Genomic DNA, 26,029 nt, shown 5'->3' with positions numbered 1-26,029 from the left:
TCACGCCTCCTTGGCGTTGCGCGCGAGCCCCAGCGCGTAGTCCGGCCACCACTGCCCCGCCGCCGGGCCGCCCCGGCACGGGCCGTCCGAGTCGCCCGGCCGCTTGATCCACAGGACGGCGTCGAGCAGCGGGTCGCCCGTGCGGTCGGTGGGCGGTGTGCCGAGGCCGCGGCCGGGCGGGTTGCACCAGGCGTCCTCCCGGTCGCCGGCCAGCGGGCCCCTGCCGTTGCGGCTGGTGTCCATGACGAAGTGCTTGCCGTCGACCGTCGCCGACAGGGTGCGTCCGTACGCCTTGGTGACCTCGTCGCTCTGGAAGTTGGAGACGTTCAGCGAGAAGCCGTCGGCCCGCGCGATGCCCGCCTTGATGAGCGGCTCGGAGAGTTTGTGCGCGTCGGTGATCCAGCCGGGGTTCCCGGCGTCGAGGTACACCTTCACCTTCGGCTGGCGCTTGAACCGCTCGATCGCCTCGGAGAGCAGCTGGTAGCGGTCGGCGTGGTACTCGGCGGGGGTGCAGCCGTCCACGATATGCGGGATCGCGTCGGGTTCGAGGACGACCACGGCGGGGGCGTCGCCGATCGCCCCGGCGAAGGCGTCCACCCACTGCCGGTAGAAGGCGGAGCTGTGGGCGCCGCCCGCCGAGTGCTGGCCGCAGTCGCGGTGCGGGATGTTGTACGCGACGAGCACCGCCGTACGGCCGTCCTTGGTCGCGCCTTCGGTGGCCGCCCTGACGTCGGGCGCCGGGTCGTCGCCGGCGGGCCACACCGCCAGCGGCTGCTCGGAGATCCGCTTGAGGGCCTCGGCGTCCTGGGTGCGGCCCTGCCGCTCCCACTTCTCGACCTGGCGGGCGGCGGGGCTGTCGGGGTCGACCCAGAACGTGCCCGGGGCCTTCGCGGCGTCGGTCGAGGGCCCGGCGGCGACGTCGGCGGCCGGTGACCTGGCGGGGTCGGCCGTGGAACCGGATCCCGAGGAGCAGCCCGCCGTGAGCCCGATGGCGGTGAGAGCCGTGAGTGCCGTGAACGTGCGGAGCAGCCGGTACATCCAGACCCCTTGGGCGACGGTGACGGTCAGTCAGCCCGGCAATCGTTGCATATGGGGCTAATCATCCCCTTGTGCGACACCGGCTCCGCCCGCACGGCATATCGGGCGGTCAGCGGGTCGGCCCAGGGCTTCGAAGGAACGTACGCCCGAATTGCGAGACGGTGCTGACCAGCATGTGACCGGCGGGTAAGGTCTTTGGCGTGCCGAAGCCGCTCAGCCTTCCCTTCGATCCGATCGCCCGCGCCGACGAGCTCTGGAAGCAGCGCTGGGGATCGGTCCCGGCCATGGGCGCGATCACCTCGATCATGCGCGCGCACCAGATCCTGCTCGCCGAGGTCGACGCGGTCGTCAAGCCGTACGGACTGACCTTCGCGCGCTACGAGGCGCTGGTACTGCTCACCTTCTCGCAGGCCGGCGAGCTGCCGATGTCGAAGATCGGCGAGCGGCTCATGGTGCACCCCACCTCCGTGACCAACACCGTCGACCGGCTCGTGAAGTCCGGCCTCGTCGACAAGCGCCCGAACCCCAACGACGGCCGCGGCACCCTCGCCTCCATCACCGACAAGGGCCGCGAGGTCGTCGAGGCGGCCACGCGCGAGCTGATGGCGATGGACTTCGGGCTCGGGGTGTACGACGCCGAGGAGTGCGCGGAGATCTTCGCCATGCTGCGGCCGCTGCGGATCGCCGCGCGGGACTTCGAGGAGAAGTAGAGGCCCGCGTTCCGCTCGGGCGGGGGCGGCGAAGATCACGCGAGACGGGCCGTTACGCTCGTACGCATGAAGCGAAGCGTGCTGACCCGCTACCGGGTGATGGCCTATGTCACCGCCGTCATGTTGCTCGTGCTGTGCGCCTGCATGGTGTTCAAGTACGGCTTCGACAAGGGCGAGGGTCTGACGCTCGTCGTGTCGCAGGTGCACGGCGTGCTGTACATCATCTACCTGATCTTCGCCTTCGACCTGGGCTCCAAGGCGAAGTGGCCGTTCGGCAAGCTCCTGTGGGTGCTGGTCTCCGGCACGATCCCGACCGCCGCCTTCTTCGTCGAGCGCAAGGTCGCCCAGGACGTCGAGCCGCTGATCACCGACGGCTCTCCGGTCGCCGCGAAGGCGTAACAGCTGCCGCCGTACGGATTCGTACGGCGGTTGCCCATCGACTTTTACTAGGACGTCCTAGTAAATTCGGGGGTATGGACGCTGACGCGATCGAGGAAGGCCGCCGACGCTGGCAGGCCCGTTACGACAAGGCCCGCAAGCGCGACGCGGACTTCACCACGCTCTCGGGCGACCCGGTCGACCCCGTCTACGGGCCGCGCCCCGGCGACACGTACGACGGGTTCGAGCGGATCGGCTGGCCCGGGGAGTACCCCTTCACGCGCGGGCTCCACGCCACCGGGTACCGCGGCCGGACCTGGACCATCCGCCAGTTCGCGGGCTTCGGCAACGCCGAGCAGACGAACGAGCGCTACAAGATGATCCTGGCCAACGGCGGCGGCGGGCTCTCCGTCGCCTTCGACATGCCGACGCTCATGGGCCGCGACTCCGACGACCCCCGCTCACTCGGCGAGGTCGGGCACTGCGGCGTCGCCATCGACTCCGCCGCCGACATGGAGGTCCTCTTCAAGGACATCCCCCTCGGCGACGTGACGACGTCGATGACGATCAGCGGGCCCGCCGTGCCCGTCTTCTGCATGTATCTCGTCGCCGCCGAGCGCCAGGGGGTCGACCCGGGCATCCTCAACGGCACGCTCCAGACCGACATCTTCAAGGAGTACATCGCGCAGAAGGAGTGGCTCTTCCAGCCCGAGCCCCACCTGCGTCTCATCGGCGACCTGATGGAGCACTGCGCGCGCGACATCCCCGCCTACAAGCCGCTCTCCGTCTCCGGCTACCACATCCGCGAGGCCGGGGCGACGGCCGCGCAGGAGCTGGCGTACACCCTCGCGGACGGCTTCGGGTACGTGGAGCTGGGGCTCAGCCGTGGCCTGGACGTCGACGTCTTCGCGCCCGGCCTCTCCTTCTTCTTCGACGCCCACGTCGACTTCTTCGAGGAGATCGCCAAGTTCCGGGCCGCCCGCCGCATCTGGGCCCGCTGGCTGCGCGACGAGTACGGCGCGAAGACCGACAAGGCCCAGTGGCTGCGCTTCCACACCCAGACCGCCGGTGTCTCCCTCACCGCCCAGCAGCCGTACAACAACGTGGTACGCACCGCCGTGGAGGCACTCGCCGCGGTGCTCGGAGGCACGAACTCCCTGCACACCAACGCCCTCGACGAGACCCTCGCCCTGCCGAGCGAGCAGGCCGCCGAGATCGCGCTGCGCACCCAGCAGGTGCTGATGGAGGAGACCGGTGTCGCCAACGTGGCGGACCCGCTCGGCGGCTCCTGGTACGTCGAGCAGCTCACCGACCGCATCGAGGCCGACGCCGAGAAGATCTTCGAGCAGATCAGGGAGCGGGGACGGCGGGCCCGCCCCGACGGCCGGCACCCGATCGGCCCGATCACCTCGGGCATCCTGCGCGGCATCGAGGACGGCTGGTTCACCGGCGAGATCGCCGAGTCCGCCTTCCAGTACCAGCGCTCCGTCGAGAAGGGCGACAAGCGCGTCGTCGGTGTGAACTGCCTGGAGGGCTCCGTCACCGGTGACCTGGAGATCCTGCGGGTGAGCCATGAGGTCGAGCGGGAGCAGGTGCGGGAGCTCGCGGAGCGCAAGGGGCGGCGTGACGATGCGCTGGTGCGGGGCTCTCTCGACGCCATGCTGGCGGCGGCGCGGGACGGGTCGAACATGATCGGCCCCATGCTGGAGGCGGTGCGGGCGGAGGCGACGCTCGGGGAGATCTGCGGGGTCCTCCGGGACGAGTGGGGGGTCTATACGGAGCCGCCGGGGTTCTAGGCGCCGGGGTGTTCCGGTGAGTGGGGAGCCGCGGGTCTGATGTGGCTGGGCGCGCGGTTCCCGGCGCCCCTTTCGGGGCGGCGCCGGAATCCGCAGGTTTAGATATCTGGGGATGGGTAGGCGCGGCGCGTCCCCGTGTTCCCTGCCCTGGAGTCGTCCGTGACCTCGACCGGCCACGCCCGCACCGCCGCCATCGCCATAGGAACCGCCACCCTCACCGTCCTCGGGGCGCTGCTGGTGGGCGGGTCCGGTGAGGTCAGCGCGAGCCCGCCGCCCGAGCCCAAGGTGCAGGACGACTTCGACTCGCTCGGCCCCGAGGTGCGCGCCGCGAAGCCGGCCGGCGGCCGCACCGTCCACTACATCGACCAGGGGCCGCGCGACGGCCGGCCGGTGCTGTACATCGGCGGCACCGGCACGAGTGCCCGCGCCGCGCACATGACGGACTTCTTCCGCAGCACGCGCGAGGACCTCGGCCTGCGGCTCATCTCCGTCGAGCGCAACGGCTTCGGCGACACGGAGTTCGACAAGGGCCTCGGCAAGGCCGACTTCGCCGAGGACGCCCTCGCGGTCATGGACCGGCTGAAGGTGAAGGACTTCGCCGTCGTCGCGATCTCGGGTGGCGGCCCCTACGCCGCGGAGCTCGCCGCCAAGGCCCCGGACCGCGTCTCGGCGCTGCACCTCGCCGCGGCGCTCCCGCCCTACGGCGCCAGGCCCGCGTTCTGCGACCTGTCCGACGACACGCTGACCGCCGCCGTGCGGGACCAGATCAAGGACCCCCGCAAGTGGTGGGCCTTCCCCGACGACAGCGCCGTGAAGTCGATCCCCGGCTTCGCCGACACGGCGTACGAGGAGGGGGCACGCACCTACAACCAGCGCGGCCAGCGGTCCGACCCGGCGCCCCAGGTGCACGAGCAGCGGCTGTACTGCGAGCGTCCCGGCCCCGACCTGTCGGAGTTGGACGCGCCGGTCTACCTCTACGCCGGGAAGAAGGACACCACCGTGCCCCCGTCGACGATCGAGACGTGGCGGCGGGAGCTGCCGGGTACGCCGAAGGTGCGGACGTACGACGACTCCGGGCACGACGTGCAGTACCGGCACTGGGACCAGATCCTGGTGGACCTGGCGGGGCACGGCGAGCGGACGGTCGTCTGCAAGGGCAAGCACACGCGGGTCCTCGTCGCGCGCGAGGCGGACCGCCTCGTCGCCAAGGGCAGCGCCACGCTCGGCAGCTGCGCGTGGGCTAAGGAGTAGGCAGCGCGAGGCGGAACAGCGCGCCGCCGCCCGGCGCCCGCTCGGCCGTCAGCTCCGCGCCGTGCGCGTGCGCGATCTGGCGGGCCATCGCGAGGCCGAGGCCCGAACCGGGCAGGGCGCGGGCCTTCTCGGCGCGGTAGAAGCGGTCGAAGACGTGGGGCAGGTCCTCCTCCGCGATGCCCGGACCGTGGTCGCGCACCGTCAACTCCCACGGCGTCAGGGAGAGTTCGACGGGAGCGCCCGGCGGGGAGAACTTGGCCGCGTTGTCCAGGAGGTTCGTCAGCAGCCGGGACAGGCGCGCCGGTACCCCCGGGACGCTGAGGTCCGCCGCCTCCGGCGCGACCTGGAGGGTGAAGGGGACGGCGGGCCAGTGGCCGCGCGCCGCGTCCACCGCGTGGGCGGCCAGCGGGGCGAGCCGCACCTCCTCGAGCAGCGGCTGCGGCTCCTCCTCCCTGGCCAGCTCGATCAAGTCGTTCACCAGGCCGGTGACTTCCCGCAGCTGGCGGCCGAGCGCCCCGGCCGCGCGCTCCCGCTGCGCCGCGGTGAGACGGTCCGCCTTGGCGAGGAGCTCGGCGTTCGTACGCAGCGCGGTCAGCGGAGTGCGCAGTTCGTGGGAGGCGTCGGCGACCAGGCGGCGGCGGGCCGCGACGGACTCCTCCAGCTCGGCGAGCATCGTGTTGAACGTGGCGGCCAGGCGCGTGACCTCATCTTGGCGGCCGTCACCGCCCTCCCGGCCCGGCGGCAGCTCGATGCGGTGCCGGGCGTCACGCGTGGCGGCGATGCGCTCGGCCGTGGCGGTGAGCCGGGTGATCGGGGCGAGGCCGGTGCGCGAGACCCAGTAGCCGCCGACCGCCGAGAGCAGCACGCCCGCGCCGCCCACCGCGGCGAGCAGTGTCGCGGCCTGGCGCACCCCGCGCTCGGCGATGTCGGCCCGCAGGGCGACCTGCACGGCCTCGCCGTCGCCGAAGGTGGTGGTGTACATCCGGCCCGGCCTGCCGCCGGGGAGTGTGAAGCTCGCGTAGTACGGGGCCCGCCGGCCGGCGGCGACCTCACGTGTTGCCCCGCTCACCGGCAGCAGATACGGCTTCGCCGGATCGTCGGCGGAGTCCGCCGGGACGATCTGGGAGCAGGCGGGCGCCCCGAGGAACCGGCACTCGCCCGCCATCACGCCGGGGCCCTCGTCGCGGTGCTGCTGGACGGTGAGCGTCGCCGACTGGGCGAGGTTCTGGTCCAGCTGCTGGTACAGCTTGAAGCGGATCACGAAGAACGCGGCGGCGCACACCCCGACCGCCACCAGCGCCACGGCCGCCGCCGCGGCCACCGCGAGGCGGGTGCGCAACGGCCTGCGGCGCCGCCAGCGCGCGCCGAGCCCGCGCCGCGCGCTCACGGGGAGCCCAGGCGGTAGCCGACGCCGTGCACGGTGTGGACGAGCCGCGCCTCGCCGCCAGACTCCAGCTTGCGGCGCAGGTAACCGACGTACACGGCGAGGGAGTTGGAGTCCGGGCCGAAGTCGCGGCCCCACACCGTCTGCTGGATCAGCTCGCGCGGCAGCACCTGCCCGGCGTTGCGCAGCAGCAGTTCCAGGAGGGCGGCCTCGGTGCGGCTGAACTCGATCCGGCGCCCGCCGCGTCGGCCGGTGCGGGTGGCGGGGTCCAGGACGAGATCACCGTACGCGAGGTCGTCACCGGAGTCCGTGGCCCGCTCCGGGCTCGCTCGGCGCAGCAGGGCCCGCACGCGGGCGACCAGTTCGTCCAGGGCGAAGGGCTTGACCAGGTAGTCGTCGGCGCCCGCGTCCAGGCCGTCGACGCGTTCGCTCACCGAGTCCAGGGCGGTCAGGACGAGCACGGGGGTGCGGTCGCCCGCCGCGCGCAGCTGACGGCAGACCGCGAGGCCGTCCATGACGGGCATCAGCACGTCGAGGACCACCAGGTCCGGCTGCCAGCGGGCCACCGCCGTGAGCGCGCGGTGGCCGTCCTCCGCGCCCCGCACCAGGTGCCCCTCGACGGTCAGGGCGTCCTCGACGGCGGCGCGGACCTCGGGGTCGTCGTCGACGACGAGGATCTTGTGCGGTACGGGATCGGGCCCGCCGCCCCTGCCGGTCAAGCTCGTGCCGCTCATGAAGCTCATGGACCAAAGGTGCCAAACGCGGCTCTTAAAACCCTCTTAGACCCCCGCGCGAAGCTCCACTGCCATGCGAACCTCTCTCTCCGTCGTCATCGGCGCGGGCGGCACCGGCGGCCACATCTATCCGGGCCTCGCCCTCGCCGACGCGCTGCGCCGCGCCGTGCCGGGCGCGGTGATCTCCTTCGTCGGCACCGAGCGGGGCCTGGAGACCCGGCTGATACCGGACGCCGGGTACCGGCTGCACACCGTCGACATGATCCCCTTCGACCCCTCGCTCGGCGCCCGCCGCTATCTGCTGCCCGCCGCGCTGCTGAAGTCCGGGGCCCAGTGCCGGGCCATCCTGCGCGAGCAGGGCGCCCAGGTGGCCGTCGGCATGGGCGGCTACCCCAGCGCCCCGGTCATCGTCGGCGCCCGCATGGCGGGCCTGCCGAGCCTCATCCACGAGTCCAACGCCGTGCCGGGGCGCGCCAACCGCTTCGCCGCCCGCCTCACCCCGAACATCGCGGTGGCCTTCGACCGCAGCCGCGCGCACCTGCCGGGCGGCGACCGCGCGCACACCACCGGCATGCCGATCGCCGCGCCGCTGGCCGCGCTCGACCGGGCCGCGCTGCGCACCGAGGCGCGGCGCGCGCTCGGCGTGCCGGACGGGGCCCGCCTGGTCCTCTTCAACGGCGGGAGCCTCGGCGCCACCCGGCTCACGGAGGCCGCGGTCGGGCTCGCGCGACGGTGGCGGGACCGGGCGGACGTTCAGCTGCTCATCAAGACCGGCCCCGCCGCGCTGGTGGAGACATGTGCCCGGCTCACGGCCTCGGGCGGAGCATCGGTGGCCCGCGCCGTCCCCTACCTCGACCGCATGGACCTGTCCTACGCCGCCGCCGACCTGGTCGTCTGCCGCGCGGGCTCGGCGACCGTCGCCGAGCTGGCCGCCACCGGGGTCCCCGCCGTCCTCGTGCCCTACCCGCACGCGCCCGGCGACCACCAGACCCACAACGCCCGCGTCCTGACCGACGCGGGCGCCGGCCTCCTGCTGCCCGACGCCGAGACCACCGCCGACCGTCTCGCGGAGCTGGTCGGCCCGCTGCTCGCCGACCCGGCCCGGCTCACCGCGATGAGCGGCGCCGCCGACCCCGGACCGCACGCCCGCGCCGCCGGCCTGCTCGCCGAGCGGGTCCTTCACCTCGCCCACGTCACCCCTCACCTGGAGTACGCATGACCACGCCCACCGCCTTCTCCTGGCAGCACCGCACCGTCCTCGTCATCGGAGCCGAGGGCTTCATCGGCTCGACCCTCGTCGACCTGCTCCTCGAAGCGGGCGCGAAGGTCCGCGCCTTCGTCCACTACAAGCCGTACGCGGAGAAGGGCCACCTCGCGCATCTCCTCGGTGACCCGCGGGTCGAGATGATCGCCGGGGACGTGCGGGACGCGGGGCGTGTGATGGACGCGGTCGCCGGGTGCGACACCGTCTTCCACCTCGCCGCGCTGATCGGCATCCCGTACTCGTACGACTCCCCGGGCGCGTACGTCCAGACGAACGTCGTCGGCACCGAGAACGTCGCGGAGGCCTGTCGGCGGCACGGTGTGCGGCGGCTCGTGCACACCTCCACCAGCGAGGTGTACGGGACGGCGCTGACCGCGCCGATCAGTGAGGACCACCCGCTCCAGCCGCAGTCCCCGTACTCCGCGTCGAAGATCGGCGCCGACATGATGGCGCTCTCGCACTGGCATGCCTTCGAGCTGCCCGTGACGGTGGTGCGGCCCTTCAACACGTACGGCCCCCGGCAGTCGGCCCGGGCCGTGATCCCGACGATCCTCGCGCAGCTGCACGCGGGTGCGCGGGAGATCAGGCTGGGGTCGCTGACGCCCACGCGGGACTTCACGTACGTGACGGATACGGCGCGGGGGTTCATGGCGATGGCGGTGTGTGACCGGGCGCTCGGGCACGCGGTGAATCTGGGGGTGGGGCGGGAGATCTCCATCGGGGAGCTGGCGCAGGCGTTGATCTCGGCATCGGGGCGTGAGGCGTCGGTCGTGGTCGACCCGGCGCGGCTTCGGCCCTCGGGCAGTGAGGTGGAGAGGCTGCTGTCGGACAACTCCCGGGCGCGGGAGTGGGCGGGGTGGGTTCCGGAGGTGTCTCTTACGGAGGGGCTGAAGCGGACGTCGGAGTGGGTCGCGGGGAACCTGCGGTTGTTCGCGCCGGAGCGGTATCAGGTGTGAGGCGCGGTTGTGGGGTGCGGGGTGGTGGGGGGTTGGGGCGACTACGGGGCGGTCTGTGCCGCCGCCAAGCCGCCCAGCAACAGCAACGTGAAGCGGCGGGCCCACTCCGCGTCCACCGGTTCCGCGCTGACCAGAGCGCGGTGGACCACCGCGCCGGCGATGACGTCGAAGATGAGGTCCGCCGTGCGGGCGGCGGCGGACGCGTCCGGCTCCACGGGGAGTTCGCCCCGTTCCTGCGCCCGCTTGCGCCCCGCGAGGACCAGCCGCTTCTGGCGGTCGACGATGGACTCCCGGATGCGGTGCCGCAGCGGCTCGTCCGTGGTGGACTCCGCGACCACCGCCATCAGCGCCGTCTTCGTCTCGGGGCGGCCGAGCAGCGCCGCGAACTGGAGGACCACGCCCTCGATGTCCGCGGCGAGGCTGCCCCGGTCCGGCAGTTCCAGCTCGTCGAAGAGCTCGGCCACCGCGTCCACGACCAGCTCGCTCTTGCCCGCCCAGCGCCGGTACAGGGTGGTCTTGGCGACCCCCGCGCGCGTGGCGACCGCGCCGAGCGTCAGCTTGGACCAGCCCAGTTCGACGAGGCCCTGCCGGGTCGCCTCCAGGATCGCGGCGTCGGCGGTCGCGCTGCGCGGGCGGCCGCCGGTGCGGGAGGGTGGAGTGGTGGACGTACGGCTCTGCATGGCCGCGACCATACCGGTCGGTACGGACCGGCCAGGGACCCCTTGTGCACCGGCAGTGAGGGAGATCACCGACGGGGGCTGTTCACGCCCGGGGCCCGCCGGTTACGCTACGACCCGTAGCGAAAGCCATGAGCGGCAACCACGAACGGCAACCTCGCACACACGCACGACGGCACGGGGTGGGGACCCCGGGCCAACCACCGGTCCTCCTCGGGACCTTGGACCAAGGCCTCCGTGGCCCCGCAATCCGGCGGGGGGTCACGGACGGGCGCGGTTCCCGCACGGCTTGGGGGAGGATGTACTCATGCAGCCACGGAACATGTCCATGAGCGGAGTCGTCGACCTCGCCGCGGTGAAGGCGGCCCAGGAGGCCAAGGCGAAGGCGGAGCAGGCGCGCGCCGAAGCGGCCCGGCAGGGCGGGGGCGCGGCGGGCGCCGCGATCGCCCCGTCGAGCCTCGTCATCGATGTCGATGAGGCGGGCTTCGAGCGCGAGGTCCTCCAGCGCTCCACCGAGGTCCCGGTCGTCATCGACTTCTGGGCCGAGTGGTGCGAGCCGTGCAAGCAGCTGAGCCCTCTTCTGGAGCGGCTCGCGCAGGAGTACAACGGCCGCTTCCTCCTCGCCAAGATCGACGTCGACGCCAACCAGATGCTGATGCAGCAGTTCGGGGTCCAGGGGATCCCGGCGGTCTTCGCGGTGGTGGCCGGGCAGGCCCTGCCCCTCTTCCAGGGCGCGGCCCCCGAGGCGCAGATCCGCCAGACCCTCGACCAGCTCATCCAGGTCGGCGAGGAGCGCTTCGGCCTGACCGGCCTGGTGGTCGACGCCGACGCCCAGGGGCAGCAGGCCCCCGCGCCGGCCGAGGTGCCCGCCGGTCCTTACGACGCCCTGCTCGAAGCGGCCGTGCAGGCGCTCGACGCGGGTGACCTGGCCGGCGCCGTACAGGCGTACAAGAACGTGCTCAGCGACGACCCGGCGAACACCGAGGCCAAGCTCGGTCTCGCCCAGGCCGAACTGCTCCAGCGCGTGCAGGGCCTCGACCCGCAGCAGGTCCGCAAGGCCGCCGCCGACCGGCCCGCGGATGTCGCGGCCCAGATCGCGGCCGCCGACCTGGATCTGGTGGGCGGTCATGTCGAGGACTCCTTCGGGCGGCTCATCGACACGGTGCGGCGCACGGCCGGTGACGACCGCGACGCCGCGCGGGTGCGGCTGCTCGAACTCTTCGAGGTGGTGGGCTCGGACGACCCGCGCGTGACGGCGGCGCGCACGGCGCTCGCCCGGGTGCTCTTCTGAGCCACGCGGCGAGCCCGCGGCCGGTCCCTCCACCGGCCCATCGGCTGACCAGACCCTAAACACTGGGGCTTGTGATGCCGGAGTGAAAACTCTGTTCCCAGGACGCGACGGTGGCCGTGCTTTGCCAAAACTTGGCAAACACGGCCACTGTTACTTGGAGTAAGTCGGAGGCGTCGGTCCGAACGCTTTCGCCCGGACATGTCCCGTTCCGCTCCCACCTGTTGGGCCACCGTCCGTGGCCGACCGATATCGCGTGGTCGCGGTTCGGTTATCCGCCCGTTACTAGCCAGTAACGAACCCCCTTGTGCGGGGACCGAGAATGCACCACGATCGGCCACGCTCGGTCCGATGAACCGCGACCCCGACAGCCGGTCGGGAGCGGGACCTTCGGGTCCCCACCGAGCAGACCGGTGACGCCGTCGCCGGTCTTGGACAGGGGGGTCTCTGCCGCTCCCGGCAGGGCCTGTCCATGAGGTTGTGCGTGATGCGTCAGGCGCGACCAGTGGTTGTCGCTCGGGGGTGATCGCCGGTGATGTGCGGTGCGGTTAGCGCCCTACGATGCGGGCGCTCTCCTTCCCGAGGACGTAGCACTTCTCCCATCCCTGCCCGGCTGAGCCGCCCGAAAGGGAGCAGTCAGGGCCGGAGATGTACGTCCGAGAAGGAGGAAAGTCATGGAATCTGTGGCTCGTGGCGGAACCAGATGGAAGCGGTTCGCCGTAGTCATGGTGCCGAGCGTCGCGGCTACCGCCGCGATAGGTGTCGCCCTCTCGCAGGGCGCGCTCGCGGCATCGTTCAGCGTGTCCGGCCAGTCGTTCAAGGTCTCGGCCGACAAGCTCGACGGCCGTGGAATGGTGCAGTACGGCGGCGTTGACGTCGGCGTCGACATGGAGGGCAAGAAGGCCGCCCACCCCGTGTCGGTCTCGGCCTTCAAGAAGGCCAAGATCACCAACATGTGCCAGTCCGTCGTGACGCACATCCCGGTGCTGGGCGATGTCACGCTCCAGTTGAGGGCGGGCGGCGGCAAGACGCCGGTCGTGGCCAAGAACCTGTACATCGACGTGGCGCAGCTCGATGCCGACGCCGAGTTCAGGAACATCAACATCGGTGTCGCGGCCGGGGAATCCACCAAGGGCCCCGGCATGAAGGGCGGCAAGGAGCAGGCGAACCCGAACGGCTTCGCCCAGGAAGCCGACCGCGCCATCCTGACCGACATCGAGCAGACGGCCTGGGCGACCAGCGCGGGCACCTTCAAGCTGAGCGGCCTCAACATGAAGCTGCACAAGGGCAAGAAGGAGTGCTTCTAAGCATCCGCTTGAGCACTCGCTGAGCCTTGACCCGTCGGCCCGTCAGGGCGGGCACGGGGCAGCGACTGGCCCGGCGGGCGCGGAGATCCACTCTCCCGCCCGCCACCACAGAGCTTCACCGAATTCACGTACCGCCGGTTCCAAGGAGCTGTTTTCCCATGAGCGCCAAGTCACCGGGGCCGAACGATCACTTCCTCAACGTCTACCGCAGGAAGTTCCGGGCCTGGCGGGGCACCCGTCCGTTCTGGGCGGGCCTCCTCACCATCCTCGGCGGCGTGCCGATCGCCTACCTGCCCTACGGCAACATCAAGCTCGGCAACCTGACGCTCGCCCTGGCGACGACGGCGGGAGCCGGCTCGCTGATCATCGGCGTCCTCCTGATGGTGCTCGGCCTGACCATGTGGTTCCAGGTGCATACGCGGGTCTTCGCGGGCGTCGCGGCGATCCTGCTCGCCCTGGTCTCCCTGGTCGTCTCCAACATCGGCGGCTTCGTCGTCGGCTTCCTGCTCGCGCTGATCGGCGGTGCCCTCGGCATTTCCTGGGGCGAGGGCGAGACCGTTCCCGCGAAGGGGAGTACGGAGAAGGAGCCCGAGCCCGCGGCCGGGGGCGGCCCGAACGGTGTCGGCGGTGCGAGCGTGACCGACGATCTGTCAGGAACGAGCCCGGTGGACGGGACGAACGGGAGGCACCGTGCAGGCTGACGAGGTGCGTCACGAGGACATGGCGGGGGCGACCCGTGCGAGATCCGGGCCGCGTCACGCGGCCCCCAGGAAGCCGCTGCTCACCCGTCTGCAGATGCCCGCGGGCAAGGCGATAGCCCTGGCGGCCATGCCGAGTGCGGTCCTCATGGGAATGGGCCTGACCCCCACGCTCGCGCAGGCGAAGCCGGGCGTCCCGAAGAACCCCTTCCAGGACGGCCCGTGTGTCACGGCGCCGGACGAGGCGTCCAAGGACGTCGAGAAGGAGGCCAAGGACGCCGAGGACGCCAAGAAGGCCGAGGACGCCGAGGACGCCGAGAAGAAGGCCGGTCAGGGCGAGGACGCCAAGGGCGAGACGGGCGAAAAGGGCGGCGGGGGCGGGGACACGGACGCGGCGGGCAAGGACTCCACCGGGCCCGCACCCTCCACCGACCCGGACGCCGGCGAGAAGGCCGGGGACACGCCGTCCGGCGACGCGGAAGACAAGGGCGAGGCGGCGGAGCCGAGCCCCGAACCGTCGAAGCCCAAGAACCCCTTGGACCCGCTGGGCCTGGGCGACGCGCTCAAGGACGTCTTCACGCCCGACGACAAGGAGTCCCCGGACCGGGCGCCCGTCCCCTCCGCCTCGGAGGAGACCAAGTCCCCAAAGGACACGGCCAAGGACACCGCGGACAAGGTCACCGAGCCCGCCGACGACGCGAAGGACACGGTCGACGGGACCGGGGACCGTGCGGACAAGACGGAGGACAAGGCCGGGGACACGGCACGGGACGCGGCAGGGAACGCGGACAAGGCCGGCGGCCTCGACGACGCGGCCGGGAAAGCCGCCGAGGGCGCGGACGGCAGCGAGGACGAAGGGGCCACCGACCCGATGGCCCCGGACGCGGACGGCAAGAAGCCGTTCCCGTGCGTGGTCGAGAAGAAGGTCGACGGCGAGGCCGAGGAGACCCCCGTCCGGGTCGCGGACGAGCCGTGGGAGCTGGAGGCCAGCTCCCTGCTCCTCAAGGGCCTTGACTACAAGGGCGTCGTGAACCTGACGACGGCCGGCGGCAAGAAGAAGCAGGCGCTGAAGTTCACCGTCGACAACGGCACGGACATCGGCGACCTGCACCAGATCGCCCCCGGCCCCGACGGGACGAAGTACCACATCCGGGCGGACGAGGGCTCCACGTCCACGATCCGCGACGGGCAGACGGTCATGTACACGGAGCGGTTGCAGGGCAACCTGTTCGGCCTGATCCCGATCGTCTTCGACCCCGAGCACCCGCCGCCGCTGAACATCCCCGTCGCGTACTTCACCAAGGTGAAGGTCCTTCAGGCCGCCCAGTTCGGCGGGACCCTGAAGGTGCCGGGCCTGGAGCAGACGATCACGCGGTGACGGCGCCGCCCCCCAAAGGCCTTTCCGGGCCCTGCGGGAGCCGCGAACGCCGAGGGCGCCCCCCTTGAACCAGGGGGGCGCCCTCGGCGCGTACGCAGGAAGGGACGGCCCGTCAGTCGCGGTCGCCGTTGCCCAGGTGGTGCACCCGCACCATGTTGGTGGTGCCGGGGACGCCGGGGGGCGAGCCCGCGGTGATGACGACCGTGTCGCCGTCGTTGAAGCGGTTGAGCCTGATCAGCTCGGCGTCGACGAGCTCGACCATCGCGTCGGTGTTGTCGACGTGCGGCACGACGTAGGTGTCCACGCCCCAGCTCAGCGTCAGCTGGTTGCGGGTCGACTCGTCGGTGGTGAAGGCCAGGATCGGCTGGGCCGCGCGGTAGCGGGACAGGCGGCGGGCCGTGTCACCGGACTTGGTGAAGGCCACCAGCGCCTTGCCGCCGAGGAAGTCGGCGATCTCGGCCGCGGCGCGGGCCACCGAACCACCCTGCGTACGCGGCTTCTTGCCGGGCACGAGCGGCTGGAGGCCCTTGGAGAGCAGCTCCTCCTCGGCCGCCGCGACGATCTTCGACATCGTCTTGACGGTCTCGATCGGGTAGGCGCCGACGCTCGACTCGGCCGACAGCATGACCGCGTCCGCGCCGTCCAGGATCGCGTTGGCGACGTCGGACGCCTCGGCGCGCGTCGGGCGGGAGTTGGTGATCATCGACTCCATCATCTGGGTCGCGACGATCACTGGCTTGGCGTTGCGGCGGCACATCTCCACGAGGCGCTTCTGCACCATCGGGACCTTTTCGAGCGGGTACTCGACCGCGAGGTCACCGCGGGCCACCATCACGGCGTCGAACGCCGCGACGACGCCCTCCATGTTGGCGACGGCCTGCGGCTTCTCCACCTTGGCGATGACGGGGACACGGCGGCCCTCCTCGTCCATCACCTTGTGGACGTCCTTGATGTCGCCCGCGTCGCGGACGAAGGACAGGGCGACCATGTCGCAGCCCATCTTCAGGGCGAAGCGCAGGTCCTCGATGTCCTTCTCGGACAGCGCGGGCACGTTCACGGCCGCGCCGGGCAGGTTGATGCCCTTGTGGTCGGAGATGACACCGCCCTCGACGACGATCGTCTTCACTCGCGGGCCGTCCACCTCGACGACGCGCAGCTCGACGTTGCCGTCGTTGATGAGGACCTGGTCGCCCTTGGAGACGTCGCCCGGCAGCCCCTTGTAGGTGGTGCCGCAGATCGACTTGTCACCGGGGACGTCCTCGGTGGTGATGGTGAACTCATCCCCGCGCACCAGCTCGACGGGGCCCTCGGCGAAGGTCTCCAGACGGATCTTCGGGCCCTGGAGGTCGGCGAGGACGCCGACCGCGCGGCCGGTCTTCGCGGCGGCCGAGCGGACGCGGTCGTACCGGCCCTGGTGCTCGGCGTGCGTGCCGTGGCTGAAGTTGAAGCGGGCCACGTTCATGCCGGCCTCGATCAGCGAGACGAGCTGCTCTTCGGAGTCGACGGCGGGGCCCAGCGTGCAGACGATTTTGGAACGGCGCATGGGGCGATCCTATCGGTTTGTTTCGCTACGGAATATTCCGTCTGGTGGAATATACAAATGGGCGGACACGCGCTCAGGCGTTGCGGTCGTCGACCAATGCATACGCCTGAGTGGCGATCTCCAATTCTTCGTCCGTCGGCACCACGGCGACGGCGACGCGCGCGTACTCCGGCGAAATGAGCCGGGCCTCATCGGAACGTACGGAATTGAGCGCGCCGTCGACCGCGAGCCCCAGCTCCTCCAGGCCCGCCACCGCCGCCTCGCGCACCGGGGCCGCGTTCTCGCCGACACCCGCCGTGAACACGACGGCGTCGACGCGGCCGAGGACGGCGTAATAGGCGCCGATGTACTTCTTCAGCCGGTGGACATAGATGTCGAAAGCGAGCGCCGCCTCCTGATCACCTTCGTCGATACGGCGCCGGATCTCCCGCATGTCGTTGTCGCCGCAGAGTCCGATCAGACCGCTCTTCTTGTTGAGGAGAATGTCGATCTCGTCGATGGACATTTTGCCGACCCTGGCCAGATGGAAGATGACCGCGGGGTCCATGTCGCCGGAACGGGTACCCATCACGAGCCCCTCAAGCGGCGTGAGCCCCATCGAGGTGTCGACGCAGCGACCGCCGCGCACGGCGCTCGCCGAGGCGCCGTTGCCCAGGTGCAGCACGATGACGTTCACGTCCTCGGGCGCCTTTCCCAGCAGCTTGGCGGTCTCGCGCGAGACGTACGCGTGGGAGGTGCCGTGGAAGCCGTAGCGCCGCACACGGTGCTCGTCGGCGGTCCTCACGTCGATCGCGTAGCGCGCCGCGGACTCCGGCATCGTCGTGTGGAACGCGGTGTCGAAGACGGCGACCTGCGGCAGGTCCGGGCGCAGTGCCTGGGCGGTGCGGATGCCCGTGATGTTGGCCGGGTTGTGCAGGGGGGCCACCGGCACCAGCCGCTCGATCTCCTTGAGCACCTCGTCGGTGATCACGGTCGGCGCGGTGAACTTCAGGCCGCCGTGCACCACGCGGTGGCCTATCGCGGCCAGCTCGGGGGAGTCGAGCCCGAGCCCGTCGGCGGCCAGCTCCCCGGCGACGGCCCTCAGCGCCGCCTCGTGGTCGGCGATCGGCTCCTCGCGCTCACGGGACCGGGCGTCGCCGCCGGTGAGCGGGGTGTGCTTGAGCCGCGAGGTCTCCTCGCCGATCCGCTCGACGAGACCGACGGCCAGACGTGAGCTGTCGCGCATGTCGAGCAGCTGGTACTTCACCGACGAGGAGCCGGAGTTGAGGACGAGGACGCGCGTAGCAGTCACGGATTCGGGGTGCTTTCTGTGGGGGAACTACTGGGTGGGCGTCTGGGACTGGATCGCCGTGATGGCGACGGTGTTGACGATGTCCTGGACGAGCGCGCCCCGGGACAGGTCGTTGACCGGCTTGCGCAGGCCCTGGAGGACCGGGCCGACGGCGATCGCGCCGGCCGAGCGCTGCACGGCCTTGTAGGTGTTGTTGCCGGTGTTGAGGTCCGGGAAGATCAGCACGCTGGCCTGGCCCGCGACATCGGAGCCGGGCAGCTTGGTGGCCGCCACCGACGGCTCCACGGCGGCGTCGTACTGGATCGGGCCCTCGATCTTCAGGTCGGGGCGCTGCGCGCGCACCAGCTCGGTCGCCTCGCGCACCTTGTCCACGTCGGCGCCCGAACCGGACGTGCCCGTCGAGTACGACAGCATCGCGATCCGCGGCTCCACCCCGAACTGCCCGGCCGTGGCGGCCGCCTGCACGGCGATGTCCGCGAGCTGCTCGGCGTTCGGGTCCGGGTTCACGGCGCAGTCGCCGTAGACCAGGACCTTGTCGGCGAGGCACATGAAGAAGACCGACGACACGATCGAGGCGTCCGGCTTGGTCTTGATGATCTCGAAGGCGGGCCGGATGGTGGCGGCCGTGGAGTGCACGGAGCCCGACACCATGCCGTCGGCCAGGCCCTCCTGGACCATCAGCGTGCCGAAGTAGTTCACGTCCGCCACCACGTCGTACGCCAGCTCGACGGTGACGCCCTTGTGGGCGCGCAGCTCGGCGTACTTCCCGGCGAAACGATCCCGCAGCTCGGAGGTCTGCGGGTCGATGAGCTCGGAGTCGGCGAGGTCCACGCCGAGGTCCGCGGCCTTCTTGCGGATCTGCTCGACGGGACCGAGCAGCGTCAGGTCGCAGACGCCCCGGCGCAGCAGGACGTCGGCGGCGCGCAGCACCCGCTCCTCGGTGCCCTCGGGCAACACGACGCGGCGCCGGTCGGCGCGGGCCCGCTCCAGGAGCTTGTGCTCGAACATCATCGGCGTGACGCGGTCGCTGCTCGGCGCGGAGACGCGCTTCAGGAGGTCCGCGGTGTCGACGTACCGCTCGAAGAGGCCGAGGGCGGTCTCCGCCTTGCGGGGCGTCGCGGCGTTCAGCTTCCCCTCCAGGGCGAAGAGCTCCGCCGCCGTCGGGAAGGAGCCGCCGGAGACCGCGACGACCGGGGTGCCGGGGGCGAGGCGGTCGGCGAGGGTGAGGATCTCCTGGCCCGGCTGTTCGTTCAGGGTCAGCAGGACGCCCGCGATGGGCGGCGTGCCGGCGCTGTGCGCGGCGAGCGAGCCCACCACCAGGTCGGCGCGGTCGCCCGGGGTGACCACCAGGCAGCCGGGGGTCAGGGCGTTCAAGAAGTTCGGCAGCATGGCGCCGCCGAACACGAAGTCCAGGGCGTCGCGCGCGAGCCCCGAGTCGTCGCCGAGCAGCACGCGGCCGCCCAGCGCGTGGGTGATCTGCGCGACGGTCGGCGCGGAGAGCGCGGGCTCGTCGGGCAGGACGTAGCAGGGGACCGGCAGGCTGGCTTCCAGCCCCTGGTGGATCTCGTCGCGGTCGGCGGGCGCCACCCGGTTGGTGACCATGGCGAGGACGTCGCAGCCGAGGCTCTCGTACGCGCGGTGGGCGTTGCGCGTCTCGGCGTGCACGGACTCCGCGGTCTGGTTCTTGCCGCCGACCACGGGGAGCACGGAGGCGCCGAACTCGTTGGCGAGGCGGGCGTTGAGCGCCAGCTCGTCGGGGAGCTGCGTGGCGGCGAAGTCGGTACCCAGGACGAGCACCACCTCGTACTCCCCGGCCACCCGGTGGAAGCGGTCGACGAGCCGCGAGACCAGCTCGTCGGTGCCCCGCTCGGCCTGGAGCGCGGACGCCTCGTGGTAGTCCATGCCGTACACGGACGCGGCGTCCTGCGAGAGGCGGTAGCGGGCCCGCAGCAGGTCGAAGAGGCGGTCGGGGCCGTCGTGGACGAGGGGCCGGAAGACGCCGACCCGGTCGACCTGACGGGTCAGGAGTTCCATCACTCCCAGCTCGACGACCTGGCGGCCGTCGCCGCGGTCGATCCCGGTCACGTACACGCTGCGCGTCACGCGTGCTCTTCCCTTCCTCGCTGCCCGCTGCTCACCCGGCGGGGGCGCCGGGTGAGCAGGACAAATTACCCGATATCGCGGCTGTGCCCTCTTGACAATACCTCTGCGGCTGGCTAGGTCGCCCGCCGGCCGAAGGCTCCGGCAGGAGGGGTCATAAGGCCTCTGCCCCCGCATCGCCCCCGTATTTCCCCTGTAGTGCCCCTCTGGTGCCCCCGCATCGCACACGCGTCCCTCGGACATCGGTGAGCGGCGACCCCCTTCCGGCCGTGGAACAATCGGATCGGCTCACAAGTACCAACAGCGAGCAGGAGACACAGCGCGATGCGTATCGGAATTCTCACCGCGGGCGGCGACTGCCCCGGCCTCAACGCAGTGATCCGGTCGGTCGTGCACCGCGCCGTGACGCACTACGGCGACGAGGTCATCGGCTTCGAGGACGGCTACGCAGGCCTGCTCGACGGGCGCTACCGCCCCCTCGACCTGAACGCGGTCAGCGGCATCCTGGCCCGCGGCGGAACGATCCTCGGCTCCTCTCGCCTGGAGCGCGACCGCTTCCGCGCCGCCTGTCACAACGCCAAGGAGCTCATCGAGAAGAGCGGCTTCGACGCGCTCATCCCGATCGGCGGCGAGGGCACGCTGACGGCGGCGGGCATGCTGGCCGACGCGGGCGTGCCGGTCGTCGGCGTCCCGAAGACGATCGACAACGACATCTCCTCCACGGACCGCACCTTCGGCTTCGACACGGCGGTGGGCGTGGCCACGGAGGCCATGGACCGCCTGAAGACGACGGCGGAGTCCCACCAGCGCGTGATGGTCGTCGAGGTCATGGGCCGCCACGCGGGCTGGATCGCCCTGGAGTCCGGCATGGCCGGCGGCGCGCACGGCATCTGCCTGCCCGAGCGCCCCTTCGACCCCGCCGACCTGGTCGCGCTGGTCGAGGAGCGGTTCTCGCGCGGCAAGAAGTTCGCGGTGATCTGCGTCGCGGAGGGCGCGCACCCGCAGGACGGCACGATGAACTACGGCAAGGGCGCGATCGACCAGTTCGGCCACGAGCGCTTCCAGGGCATCGGCACGGCCCTCGCGTACGAGCTCGAGGCCCGACTCGGCAAGGAGGCCAAGCCGGTCATCCTCGGCCACGTGCAGCGCGGCGGCACCCCGACCGCCTACGACCGTGTCCTCGCGACCCGCTTCGGCTGGCACGCGGTGGAGGCGGTGCACCGCGGGGAGTACGGCAAGATGACGGCGCTGCGGGGCACGGACATCATGATGGTGCCGCTGGCGGAGGCGGTCACGGAGCTGAAGACGGTGCCGAAGGACCGGATGGACGAGGCGGAGTCGGTCTTCTAGCGGTTCTCCGCGGGCCCCTCGGGCCATGGTGGCGGCGGGGGCGGGACACGGCAGGCCGGTGATCAGGCCCGGCCGCCCCCCGCCCCGCCGCGGACCAGCGTCCAGAAGTGCTCCAGGATCCGGTCGAGGAAGTCCCGCCCGGCCTCCCCGGACGCGTCGGAGCTCGCGCCGCCGCCCCAGCTCAGGGTCCGCGTCATCCGGGACTGGTAGTCGTCGTGCATCTGCCGCAGCACGTCCTCGACGTGCCGCTTCTCCACGGGCAGCAGCTTGCTGACGGGCCGCACATAGCCCTGCCACCGGGTGGTGACGGCACTGCGCAGCAGCTCGGCGAGCTGCTCGGCCCGGCCGGTGACGGTGACGAAGTCGGGCACGGAGAGCCGCAGGACCCGGGCGAGGGCCTCGGACTGCCGCTCGTTCCCGCGCCAGCTGTTGGTCTCCTCCATGCGCAGATACGCCTGGACCTCCACGCCGGACTCCCGGGCGACGTCCTCCGGCGCGAGCCCGCGGGCGACGCGGTGCTCACGCAGGGTCCGGGGGGCGCCCATCAGCTCCCCCGGCGCACACCAGAGCGTGGCGGCGAGCGCGGTGAGCTCGGCGGAACTGGGCGAGGCGAGCCCGCGCTCCCAGGCGGCGATGGTGTCGGCGGTGACGTACGTGAGCCCGTAACTGGCCCGCATCCCATACGCGACGTGCCCATGCGCCATCCCGAGCGCCTCCCGCAGGCGCCGGGCGGCGGGGAAGTTGAAGGGGGGTGTGGGCTGGTGCGGTGACTCGCTCGGTTGGCTCGGTTGCACGGGCACACGGTAGGCGCCTGGGGGGCCGGCGACTACGGTGCGTTCCTACGAGGTTGCGGGGTGGTGGGAAGGTACGTCCTGTGCTGAGCGGCCCGGGGAGGGCGTCAGCGGTACCAGTCCTCGCCCGCGTTCCCAAGGCAACTCCGAAGAAAACTCTCGAGGTCGGGCGAGATCAGGCTCCGGGAGTCCGTCTCGTGGTCCCACACGAATACTTCCTCGCGTTCCGGAGTCCGGACGAAAGCGAATTGGTCACCGCCGCCGTTGTCCCCGAAGAAGAGCAAGGAATCGAACGGCATGTACAGCGTGCGGTATTGCCCGTCACTCCTGAACGCCAAATTCTCCGACAGGATCTTCGCCGCGCTCCAGATCACTTCCGTTCCGAATTCGTCTTCGACGCCGTCCGTCTCCAGGAGCAGCGTCGAAAGGGAGGCGGGCACGGACTGGCCGAGGCCGCTCTCAATTGCGCGAACCGTGTCACCGTTCGCACCTTCGGACAATTGAACATCCGGGAATTCTGCAACAAGTTCACGCCACATATTGTCTGATCAAGAACTTCCTGCTCGCGGATTTTCGAGCGAGTGTATCTCGTCCGCGAGAACGGGTTCGGATAGCGCTTCAAGACCTGCTGCTCGATGACGTGGTGGACCACCACCTTGCCCTTGAGGTGCGGATGCTCGTCGAAGAAGGTCTTCTTGCAGCTGTGGCTCGTGGTGCTGCCGACAGAAGCCTCAGTTCTTACTGGAATACCCTTGCCCCAAGACGGTTTCATTCCTGACGGCAGCCCGCTTGACCGCCTCCTCGCGAGGCGTGGGGCCGAGAGGGGCGATCCGCGTGAAAGTGTAAGTGCAGGCCGCTTTCGGGGTCGAAGTGCTGCCCTGGAAATCGCAGTGGCGTATGGGTCACCTGCTTCGTGGATGAGTTCGGTGGGCGTACCGACGAGATCAGTGACGATGGCGAAGAATCGAGCGTCGATCTCATGACCCGGGACTTCCGACCCGGCTATTCGCTCGGTCCGGGCAATGGGTGTCAGGCCCTTGTGGTCCCAGGCGAGAATGACCTGATGCGGTAGTTCATCGGACGTCGTCTCGGGGTGACGACGCCGATGAGGCGGTCCTTGACGTCCCATGCGTAACGCCAGGTGTCCGGGGCACGGGACAGGCGCCGCTTTCGGCGAACGGTCATACGGCCGAGCGCATCGCGCTCGTAACGGACCTTGCCCGCGCGGTCGATGCGGGTGCCGCTGTACTCGTGCGTTCCTGTGGCCTCATGACCCGGATGAGTGCGGAGCCAGTCGCTGCGAATCAGGTTGCCGACCGTGTCGTACGCGTAGGTCTCGGTCCAGTTCGCGGCATGTACGGCCGTGACGCGGCCCAATGGCCAGTTCGAAGCGCCGGCTGCCGGAGAGCTGATCGTCGATGGCCGTGAGGCCACCGTCGGCGCGGTAGGAGTACGAGCGGTGCTGGAGGGACCGGCCGTAGGGGCCGGTGACCGACTGAGGCGTCCGCGGTCTTCCCCGCCCACCGCGGGATCGCGTCCTCGCCCGCCATCCCCTTGATGTCCCGCAGTACCTTGCCGACATCATCGGAGAAGTCATGCAGATCCTTGGCGAGCTTGCGCACCCGGTGCGGATCACCCGGCGTCGGATCCTTGTCCAGATCCAGGACATGCCAATCCCTCGGCCGATGGCCCCCCATGCGCCGTCCCCCGTACCTCTTGCGACTTCAGTAACCACACGCACGAAAGAAGCTATCGAATGCGGGTGCGACCGTGGAGGTCGGGCCACGGGGCCCGAATGGCATGCTCAGCGGCGCGTCGGCTCGAACTCCGTGTCGACCTTGCCGATCTCCGTCCAGCTGTTCCCCTCGCGGCGGTCGAACCACACCGGGCGCCCGCGTGCCGAGCGCCGCTTCTCGAAGGAGATGTCGTCGAGGACGCCGTTCACGGAGACGCGCTGGATCTCGCGGTCCAGGGTGTGGCGCAGCGAGGTGGCCGACGTGTCGGTGGACGGGAGCTTCTTGAGGGCCGTGGCCAGGGCCAGGGCGCCGTCGTACAGCTCCTGGTTGCCGCGTGCGGGGAGGTTGTCGCCGGGTTCGCCGGAGTAGTTGCGGGTGCGCAGGACGCCGGCGGGGACGTTCTTGTCCCGTGCCTCCGCCTTGGAGCGGTCCTCTGAGTCGGCGCAGGTGCCGTCCGGGTCGGCCTGCGTGAGTATGGGGCCCTTGAAGCCGTCCGTCCGCAGCGCCTTGGCCCATACGTCGGCCCGCGTACCTGTGGGCACCACGAGCGCGTCCGCCCCGGCCGCGGCGACCACGGAGGGAATCCGCGACGCCTCCACCTTGCCGGGCTCGACGTCCAGCGCCCGTACGGCGATCCCGCCCTTGCGCAGTGCGGTGCCGATGCCGTCCTCGCGGTCCGCCCACAGCTTGTCCTCCGCCACGAGCACCCGGCGCGCGGTCGTCTCCGTGCGCAGGTAGCGGGCCATCGCCTCCCCCTGCCGGGCCTCGTCCGCCGGAATCGCGAATGCCCCGTCGGCGTGGGCGTACTCGGCGCATGTGCTGATCTCCGGCAGGAACGCCTCGTCCGTGTCGTGGACCCAGGAGAAGTCCGTGGTGTCACCGACGACGGCGAGCATGCCCGGGTGCCGGGCCAGCAGTTCGCGCGAGGTGGTGTCCGGGTCGGCGGTCACCGGCACGATACGGAAGCGCGCGGCCTTCTCCGCGCCGAGCGTCTCGGTGAGGGCGGACTTCACCGTGCGCAGCTGCTGGGTTTTGAAGGCGGTCAGTTCCGTCTTCTCGTACTCGTTGGGGCGGGCGTCCGAGCCACGGGAGTTGCCCACGTGCCGGTAGCTGTGGGCGACGCCTATTTCGAGGGGTGCCGCCTTGCCGCCGGTGACCGACGGCGCCCCTGACGTCGAACCGGCATCCGGCGCGGTGAGGGCCTGCACGCCGAAGCCCGCGGGGATGGCGACCGCGAGGATCAGGGCCGCGGGGAGCAGCAGGGAGCGTCGCTTGCGGGGGCCGGGGCCCGGTGTGATCGGGGCGGTGGTCTTCCCGAGGCGGGGGGTGGGCTGGTTCGCGCGAGGCGGTGCGGGCCGGGTGTGGGCGGCATCCTGGGGCTCCGGCCGTGCGTGAGCGTGAGCGGTGGTTGACGGCGCCTCGTCGGACGGTGCCGGCTCGCGTCCGGCCGGCGCGTCGGCCTCGGGCACCGTCCCCTCACCCGTCGGCAGCGACCGCGCGACCGTCAGGATCCGGTCGAGTGCCGTCGCCGCGTCCGCCGGGCGGTCCTCGGGGGCCTTGGCGAGGAGGTCGAGGACGAGGCGCTCCACCGGCCGCGTCACCTCGCGGCGCGCCGCGCCCGGACGCAGCGGCGCGTCGTTGACGTGGTTGTACATCATCCCGACCGCCGTGCCCGTGAACGGGGGCCTGCCGACGAGGAGTTCGTACAGCACGCAGCCGAGCGCGTACAGGTCGGTGCGGCCGTCACCCGCCTCCTGGCGGAACCGCTCCGGGGCCAGATACGGCACGCTGCCGAACGGCAGCTGCCCCGTCCGCGTCAGGCGCGAGTCGCCCGCCGCGCGCTCGACGAACGTCGCGATGCCGAAGTCCACGACCTTCGCCGTGCCGTCCCGCGCGACCATCACGTTGCCCGGCTTGATGTCGCGGTGCACGATGCCCGCCGTATGCGCCACGTCCAGCGCGCGGCAGACGTCCGCCGCCCAGCGCAGCGCGTCCGCCACCGGCACGCGGACGCTCTCGCGCAGGATCTGGTCGAGCGAGCGGCCCTGTACGAGGGCCATCACCAGGTAGGGGGTGCTGTCGTCCTCGCCGTGGTCGTGCACGGCGACGATGTACGGGCTGTCCAGGGAGGCGGCGGCGCGGGCCTCCTGCCGGAAGCGGGCCAGGAGCTGCTCCTGCTCGCCGTCGTCCGCCGACGCGGACGGCACGAGGAGTTTGACCGCCACCTCGCGGTCCAGGCTGCGGTCCCGCGCCCGCCAGACCTGGCCCATGCCGCCCGCGCCGATCGGCGCGAGCAACTCGTACCGACCGTTCAGCAACCGCCCCTGCACGGCGTTCCCCCTTCGACGCCGGTGATCCT

The 26,029-nt window shown here is 71.2% G+C and carries 21 protein-coding genes and 2 pseudogenes; 11 read left to right on the top strand and 12 right to left on the bottom strand.

The genetic code is table 11. The annotated features are described in order from the left end of the window. A complete protein-coding gene (locus tag ACF062_RS12620; RefSeq protein ID WP_392137773.1) occupies positions 1-1,038 on the bottom strand; it encodes a glycoside hydrolase family 6 protein in 1,038 nt (345 codons plus the stop codon). Between the two features lie 200 nt (positions 1,039-1,238). On the opposite strand from ACF062_RS12620, the gene ACF062_RS12615 reads away from it, so the two are divergent. The 4 genes from ACF062_RS12615 (at position 1,239) to ACF062_RS12600 (ending at position 5,173) form a co-directional block, all read left to right on the top strand. Continuing rightward, positions 1,239-1,748 (top strand): MarR family winged helix-turn-helix transcriptional regulator, encoded by a 510-nt coding sequence (locus tag ACF062_RS12615; protein ID WP_223776824.1) that lies wholly within the window; start codon positions 1,239-1,241, stop codon positions 1,746-1,748. 66 nt (positions 1,749-1,814) lie between these two features. Beyond that, positions 1,815-2,147, top strand: a complete 333-nt coding sequence (locus ACF062_RS12610; RefSeq protein WP_392137772.1) for a DUF3817 domain-containing protein — start codon at positions 1,815-1,817, stop codon at positions 2,145-2,147. Positions 2,148-2,221: 74 nt separating this feature from the next. Further along, entirely contained in the window at positions 2,222-3,922 is a 1,701-nt protein-coding gene (locus ACF062_RS12605) for a methylmalonyl-CoA mutase (protein ID WP_392137771.1), read from the top strand. Between the two features lie 159 nt (positions 3,923-4,081). Next, positions 4,082-5,173 (top strand): alpha/beta fold hydrolase, encoded by a 1,092-nt coding sequence (locus tag ACF062_RS12600; protein ID WP_392137770.1) that lies wholly within the window; start codon positions 4,082-4,084, stop codon positions 5,171-5,173. Here ACF062_RS12600 and ACF062_RS12595 read toward each other — a convergent pair. Then, positions 5,163-6,560, bottom strand: coding sequence for a sensor histidine kinase (locus ACF062_RS12595; protein ID WP_392137769.1), 1,398 nt, complete (start codon positions 6,558-6,560; stop codon positions 5,163-5,165). The two genes, ACF062_RS12600 and ACF062_RS12595, sit on opposite strands and share 11 nt — an antisense overlap. Beyond that, positions 6,557-7,291, bottom strand: coding sequence for a response regulator transcription factor (locus tag ACF062_RS12590; RefSeq protein ID WP_392138829.1), 735 nt, complete (start codon positions 7,289-7,291; stop codon positions 6,557-6,559). Before ACF062_RS12590 ends, ACF062_RS12595 begins: the two co-directional genes overlap by 4 nt. 73 nt (positions 7,292-7,364) lie before the next feature. Between ACF062_RS12590 and ACF062_RS12585 the strand changes: the two genes are divergently transcribed. Then, the gene (locus ACF062_RS12585; RefSeq protein WP_392137768.1) at positions 7,365-8,510 is read left to right on the top strand and encodes a glycosyltransferase; all 1,146 of its coding nucleotides are present in this window, start codon (positions 7,365-7,367) and stop codon (positions 8,508-8,510) included. Then, positions 8,507-9,511, top strand: coding sequence for a GDP-mannose 4,6-dehydratase (locus ACF062_RS12580; RefSeq protein WP_392137767.1), 1,005 nt, complete (start codon positions 8,507-8,509; stop codon positions 9,509-9,511). The genes ACF062_RS12585 and ACF062_RS12580 overlap by 4 nt, the downstream gene beginning before the upstream one ends. A 41-nt stretch (positions 9,512-9,552) precedes the next feature. Here ACF062_RS12580 and ACF062_RS12575 read toward each other — a convergent pair whose 3' ends face one another. Next, positions 9,553-10,191, bottom strand: a complete 639-nt coding sequence (locus tag ACF062_RS12575) for a TetR/AcrR family transcriptional regulator (protein ID WP_392137766.1) — start codon at positions 10,189-10,191, stop codon at positions 9,553-9,555. Between the two features lie 304 nt (positions 10,192-10,495). On the opposite strand from ACF062_RS12575, the gene ACF062_RS12570 reads away from it, so the two are divergent. From ACF062_RS12570 to ACF062_RS12555, 4 genes are all read left to right on the top strand, one after another. Beyond that, positions 10,496-11,479, top strand: coding sequence for a tetratricopeptide repeat protein (locus ACF062_RS12570; RefSeq protein WP_392137765.1), 984 nt, complete (start codon positions 10,496-10,498; stop codon positions 11,477-11,479). A 671-nt stretch (positions 11,480-12,150) separates the two neighbouring features. Then, positions 12,151-12,783, top strand: a complete 633-nt coding sequence (locus tag ACF062_RS12565) for a DUF6230 family protein (RefSeq protein ID WP_392137764.1) — start codon at positions 12,151-12,153, stop codon at positions 12,781-12,783. Positions 12,784-12,941: 158 nt separating this feature from the next. Further along, a complete protein-coding gene (locus ACF062_RS12560; protein ID WP_392137763.1) occupies positions 12,942-13,484 on the top strand; it encodes a DUF6114 domain-containing protein in 543 nt (180 codons plus the stop codon). Further along, positions 13,474-14,859, top strand: coding sequence for a hypothetical protein (locus ACF062_RS12555; protein ID WP_392137762.1), 1,386 nt, complete (start codon positions 13,474-13,476; stop codon positions 14,857-14,859). The genes ACF062_RS12560 and ACF062_RS12555 overlap by 11 nt, the downstream gene beginning before the upstream one ends. A gap of 112 nt (positions 14,860-14,971) precedes the next feature. Here ACF062_RS12555 and pyk read toward each other — a convergent pair whose 3' ends face one another. From pyk to pta, 3 genes are all read right to left on the bottom strand, one after another. Then, entirely contained in the window at positions 14,972-16,402 is a 1,431-nt protein-coding gene (gene pyk / locus ACF062_RS12550; RefSeq protein ID WP_392137761.1) for a pyruvate kinase, read from the bottom strand. Positions 16,403-16,475: 73 nt separating this feature from the next. Beyond that, positions 16,476-17,693 (bottom strand): acetate kinase, encoded by a 1,218-nt coding sequence (locus tag ACF062_RS12545; protein WP_392137760.1) that lies wholly within the window; start codon positions 17,691-17,693, stop codon positions 16,476-16,478. Between the two features lie 27 nt (positions 17,694-17,720). After that, entirely contained in the window at positions 17,721-19,796 is a 2,076-nt protein-coding gene (gene pta / locus ACF062_RS12540; RefSeq protein ID WP_392137759.1) for a phosphate acetyltransferase, read from the bottom strand. 321 nt (positions 19,797-20,117) lie between these two features. Between pta and ACF062_RS12535 the strand changes: the two genes are divergently transcribed. Then, complete coding sequence (locus ACF062_RS12535; protein ID WP_392137758.1) at positions 20,118-21,143, top strand: 6-phosphofructokinase; 1,026 nt, start codon at positions 20,118-20,120, stop codon at positions 21,141-21,143. Between the two features lie 62 nt (positions 21,144-21,205). On the opposite strand, the gene ACF062_RS12530 is transcribed toward ACF062_RS12535, so the two are convergent. From ACF062_RS12530 to ACF062_RS12510, 5 genes and pseudogenes are all read right to left on the bottom strand, one after another. Beyond that, a complete protein-coding gene (locus ACF062_RS12530) occupies positions 21,206-21,943 on the bottom strand; it encodes a helix-turn-helix domain-containing protein (RefSeq protein WP_392137757.1) in 738 nt (245 codons plus the stop codon). Between the two features lie 98 nt (positions 21,944-22,041). Next, on the bottom strand, positions 22,042-22,473 hold the full coding sequence (locus ACF062_RS12525; RefSeq protein WP_392137756.1) for an SMI1/KNR4 family protein: 432 nt from the start codon (positions 22,471-22,473) through the stop codon (positions 22,042-22,044). A 298-nt stretch (positions 22,474-22,771) separates the two neighbouring features. Beyond that, positions 22,772-23,438, bottom strand: a pseudogene (locus ACF062_RS12520) (type IV secretion protein Rhs); the annotation flags it as partial. Beyond that, positions 23,437-23,631: pseudogene (locus ACF062_RS12515) on the bottom strand (hypothetical protein); the annotation flags it as partial. The pseudogenes ACF062_RS12520 and ACF062_RS12515, both read right to left, overlap by 2 nt. Before the next feature lie 107 nt (positions 23,632-23,738). After that, a complete protein-coding gene (locus ACF062_RS12510) occupies positions 23,739-26,000 on the bottom strand; it encodes a protein kinase (protein WP_392137755.1) in 2,262 nt (753 codons plus the stop codon). Between the last annotated feature and the right edge of the window lie 29 nt (positions 26,001-26,029).

This window comes from Streptomyces sp. NPDC015345, from assembly GCF_043078805.1.
In the GTDB taxonomy this organism is placed as follows: domain Bacteria; phylum Actinomycetota; class Actinomycetes; order Streptomycetales; family Streptomycetaceae; genus Streptomyces.
The sequence above is the reverse complement of the archived record's forward strand: the minus strand, read 5'-3'. Positions and strand labels throughout refer to the sequence as shown.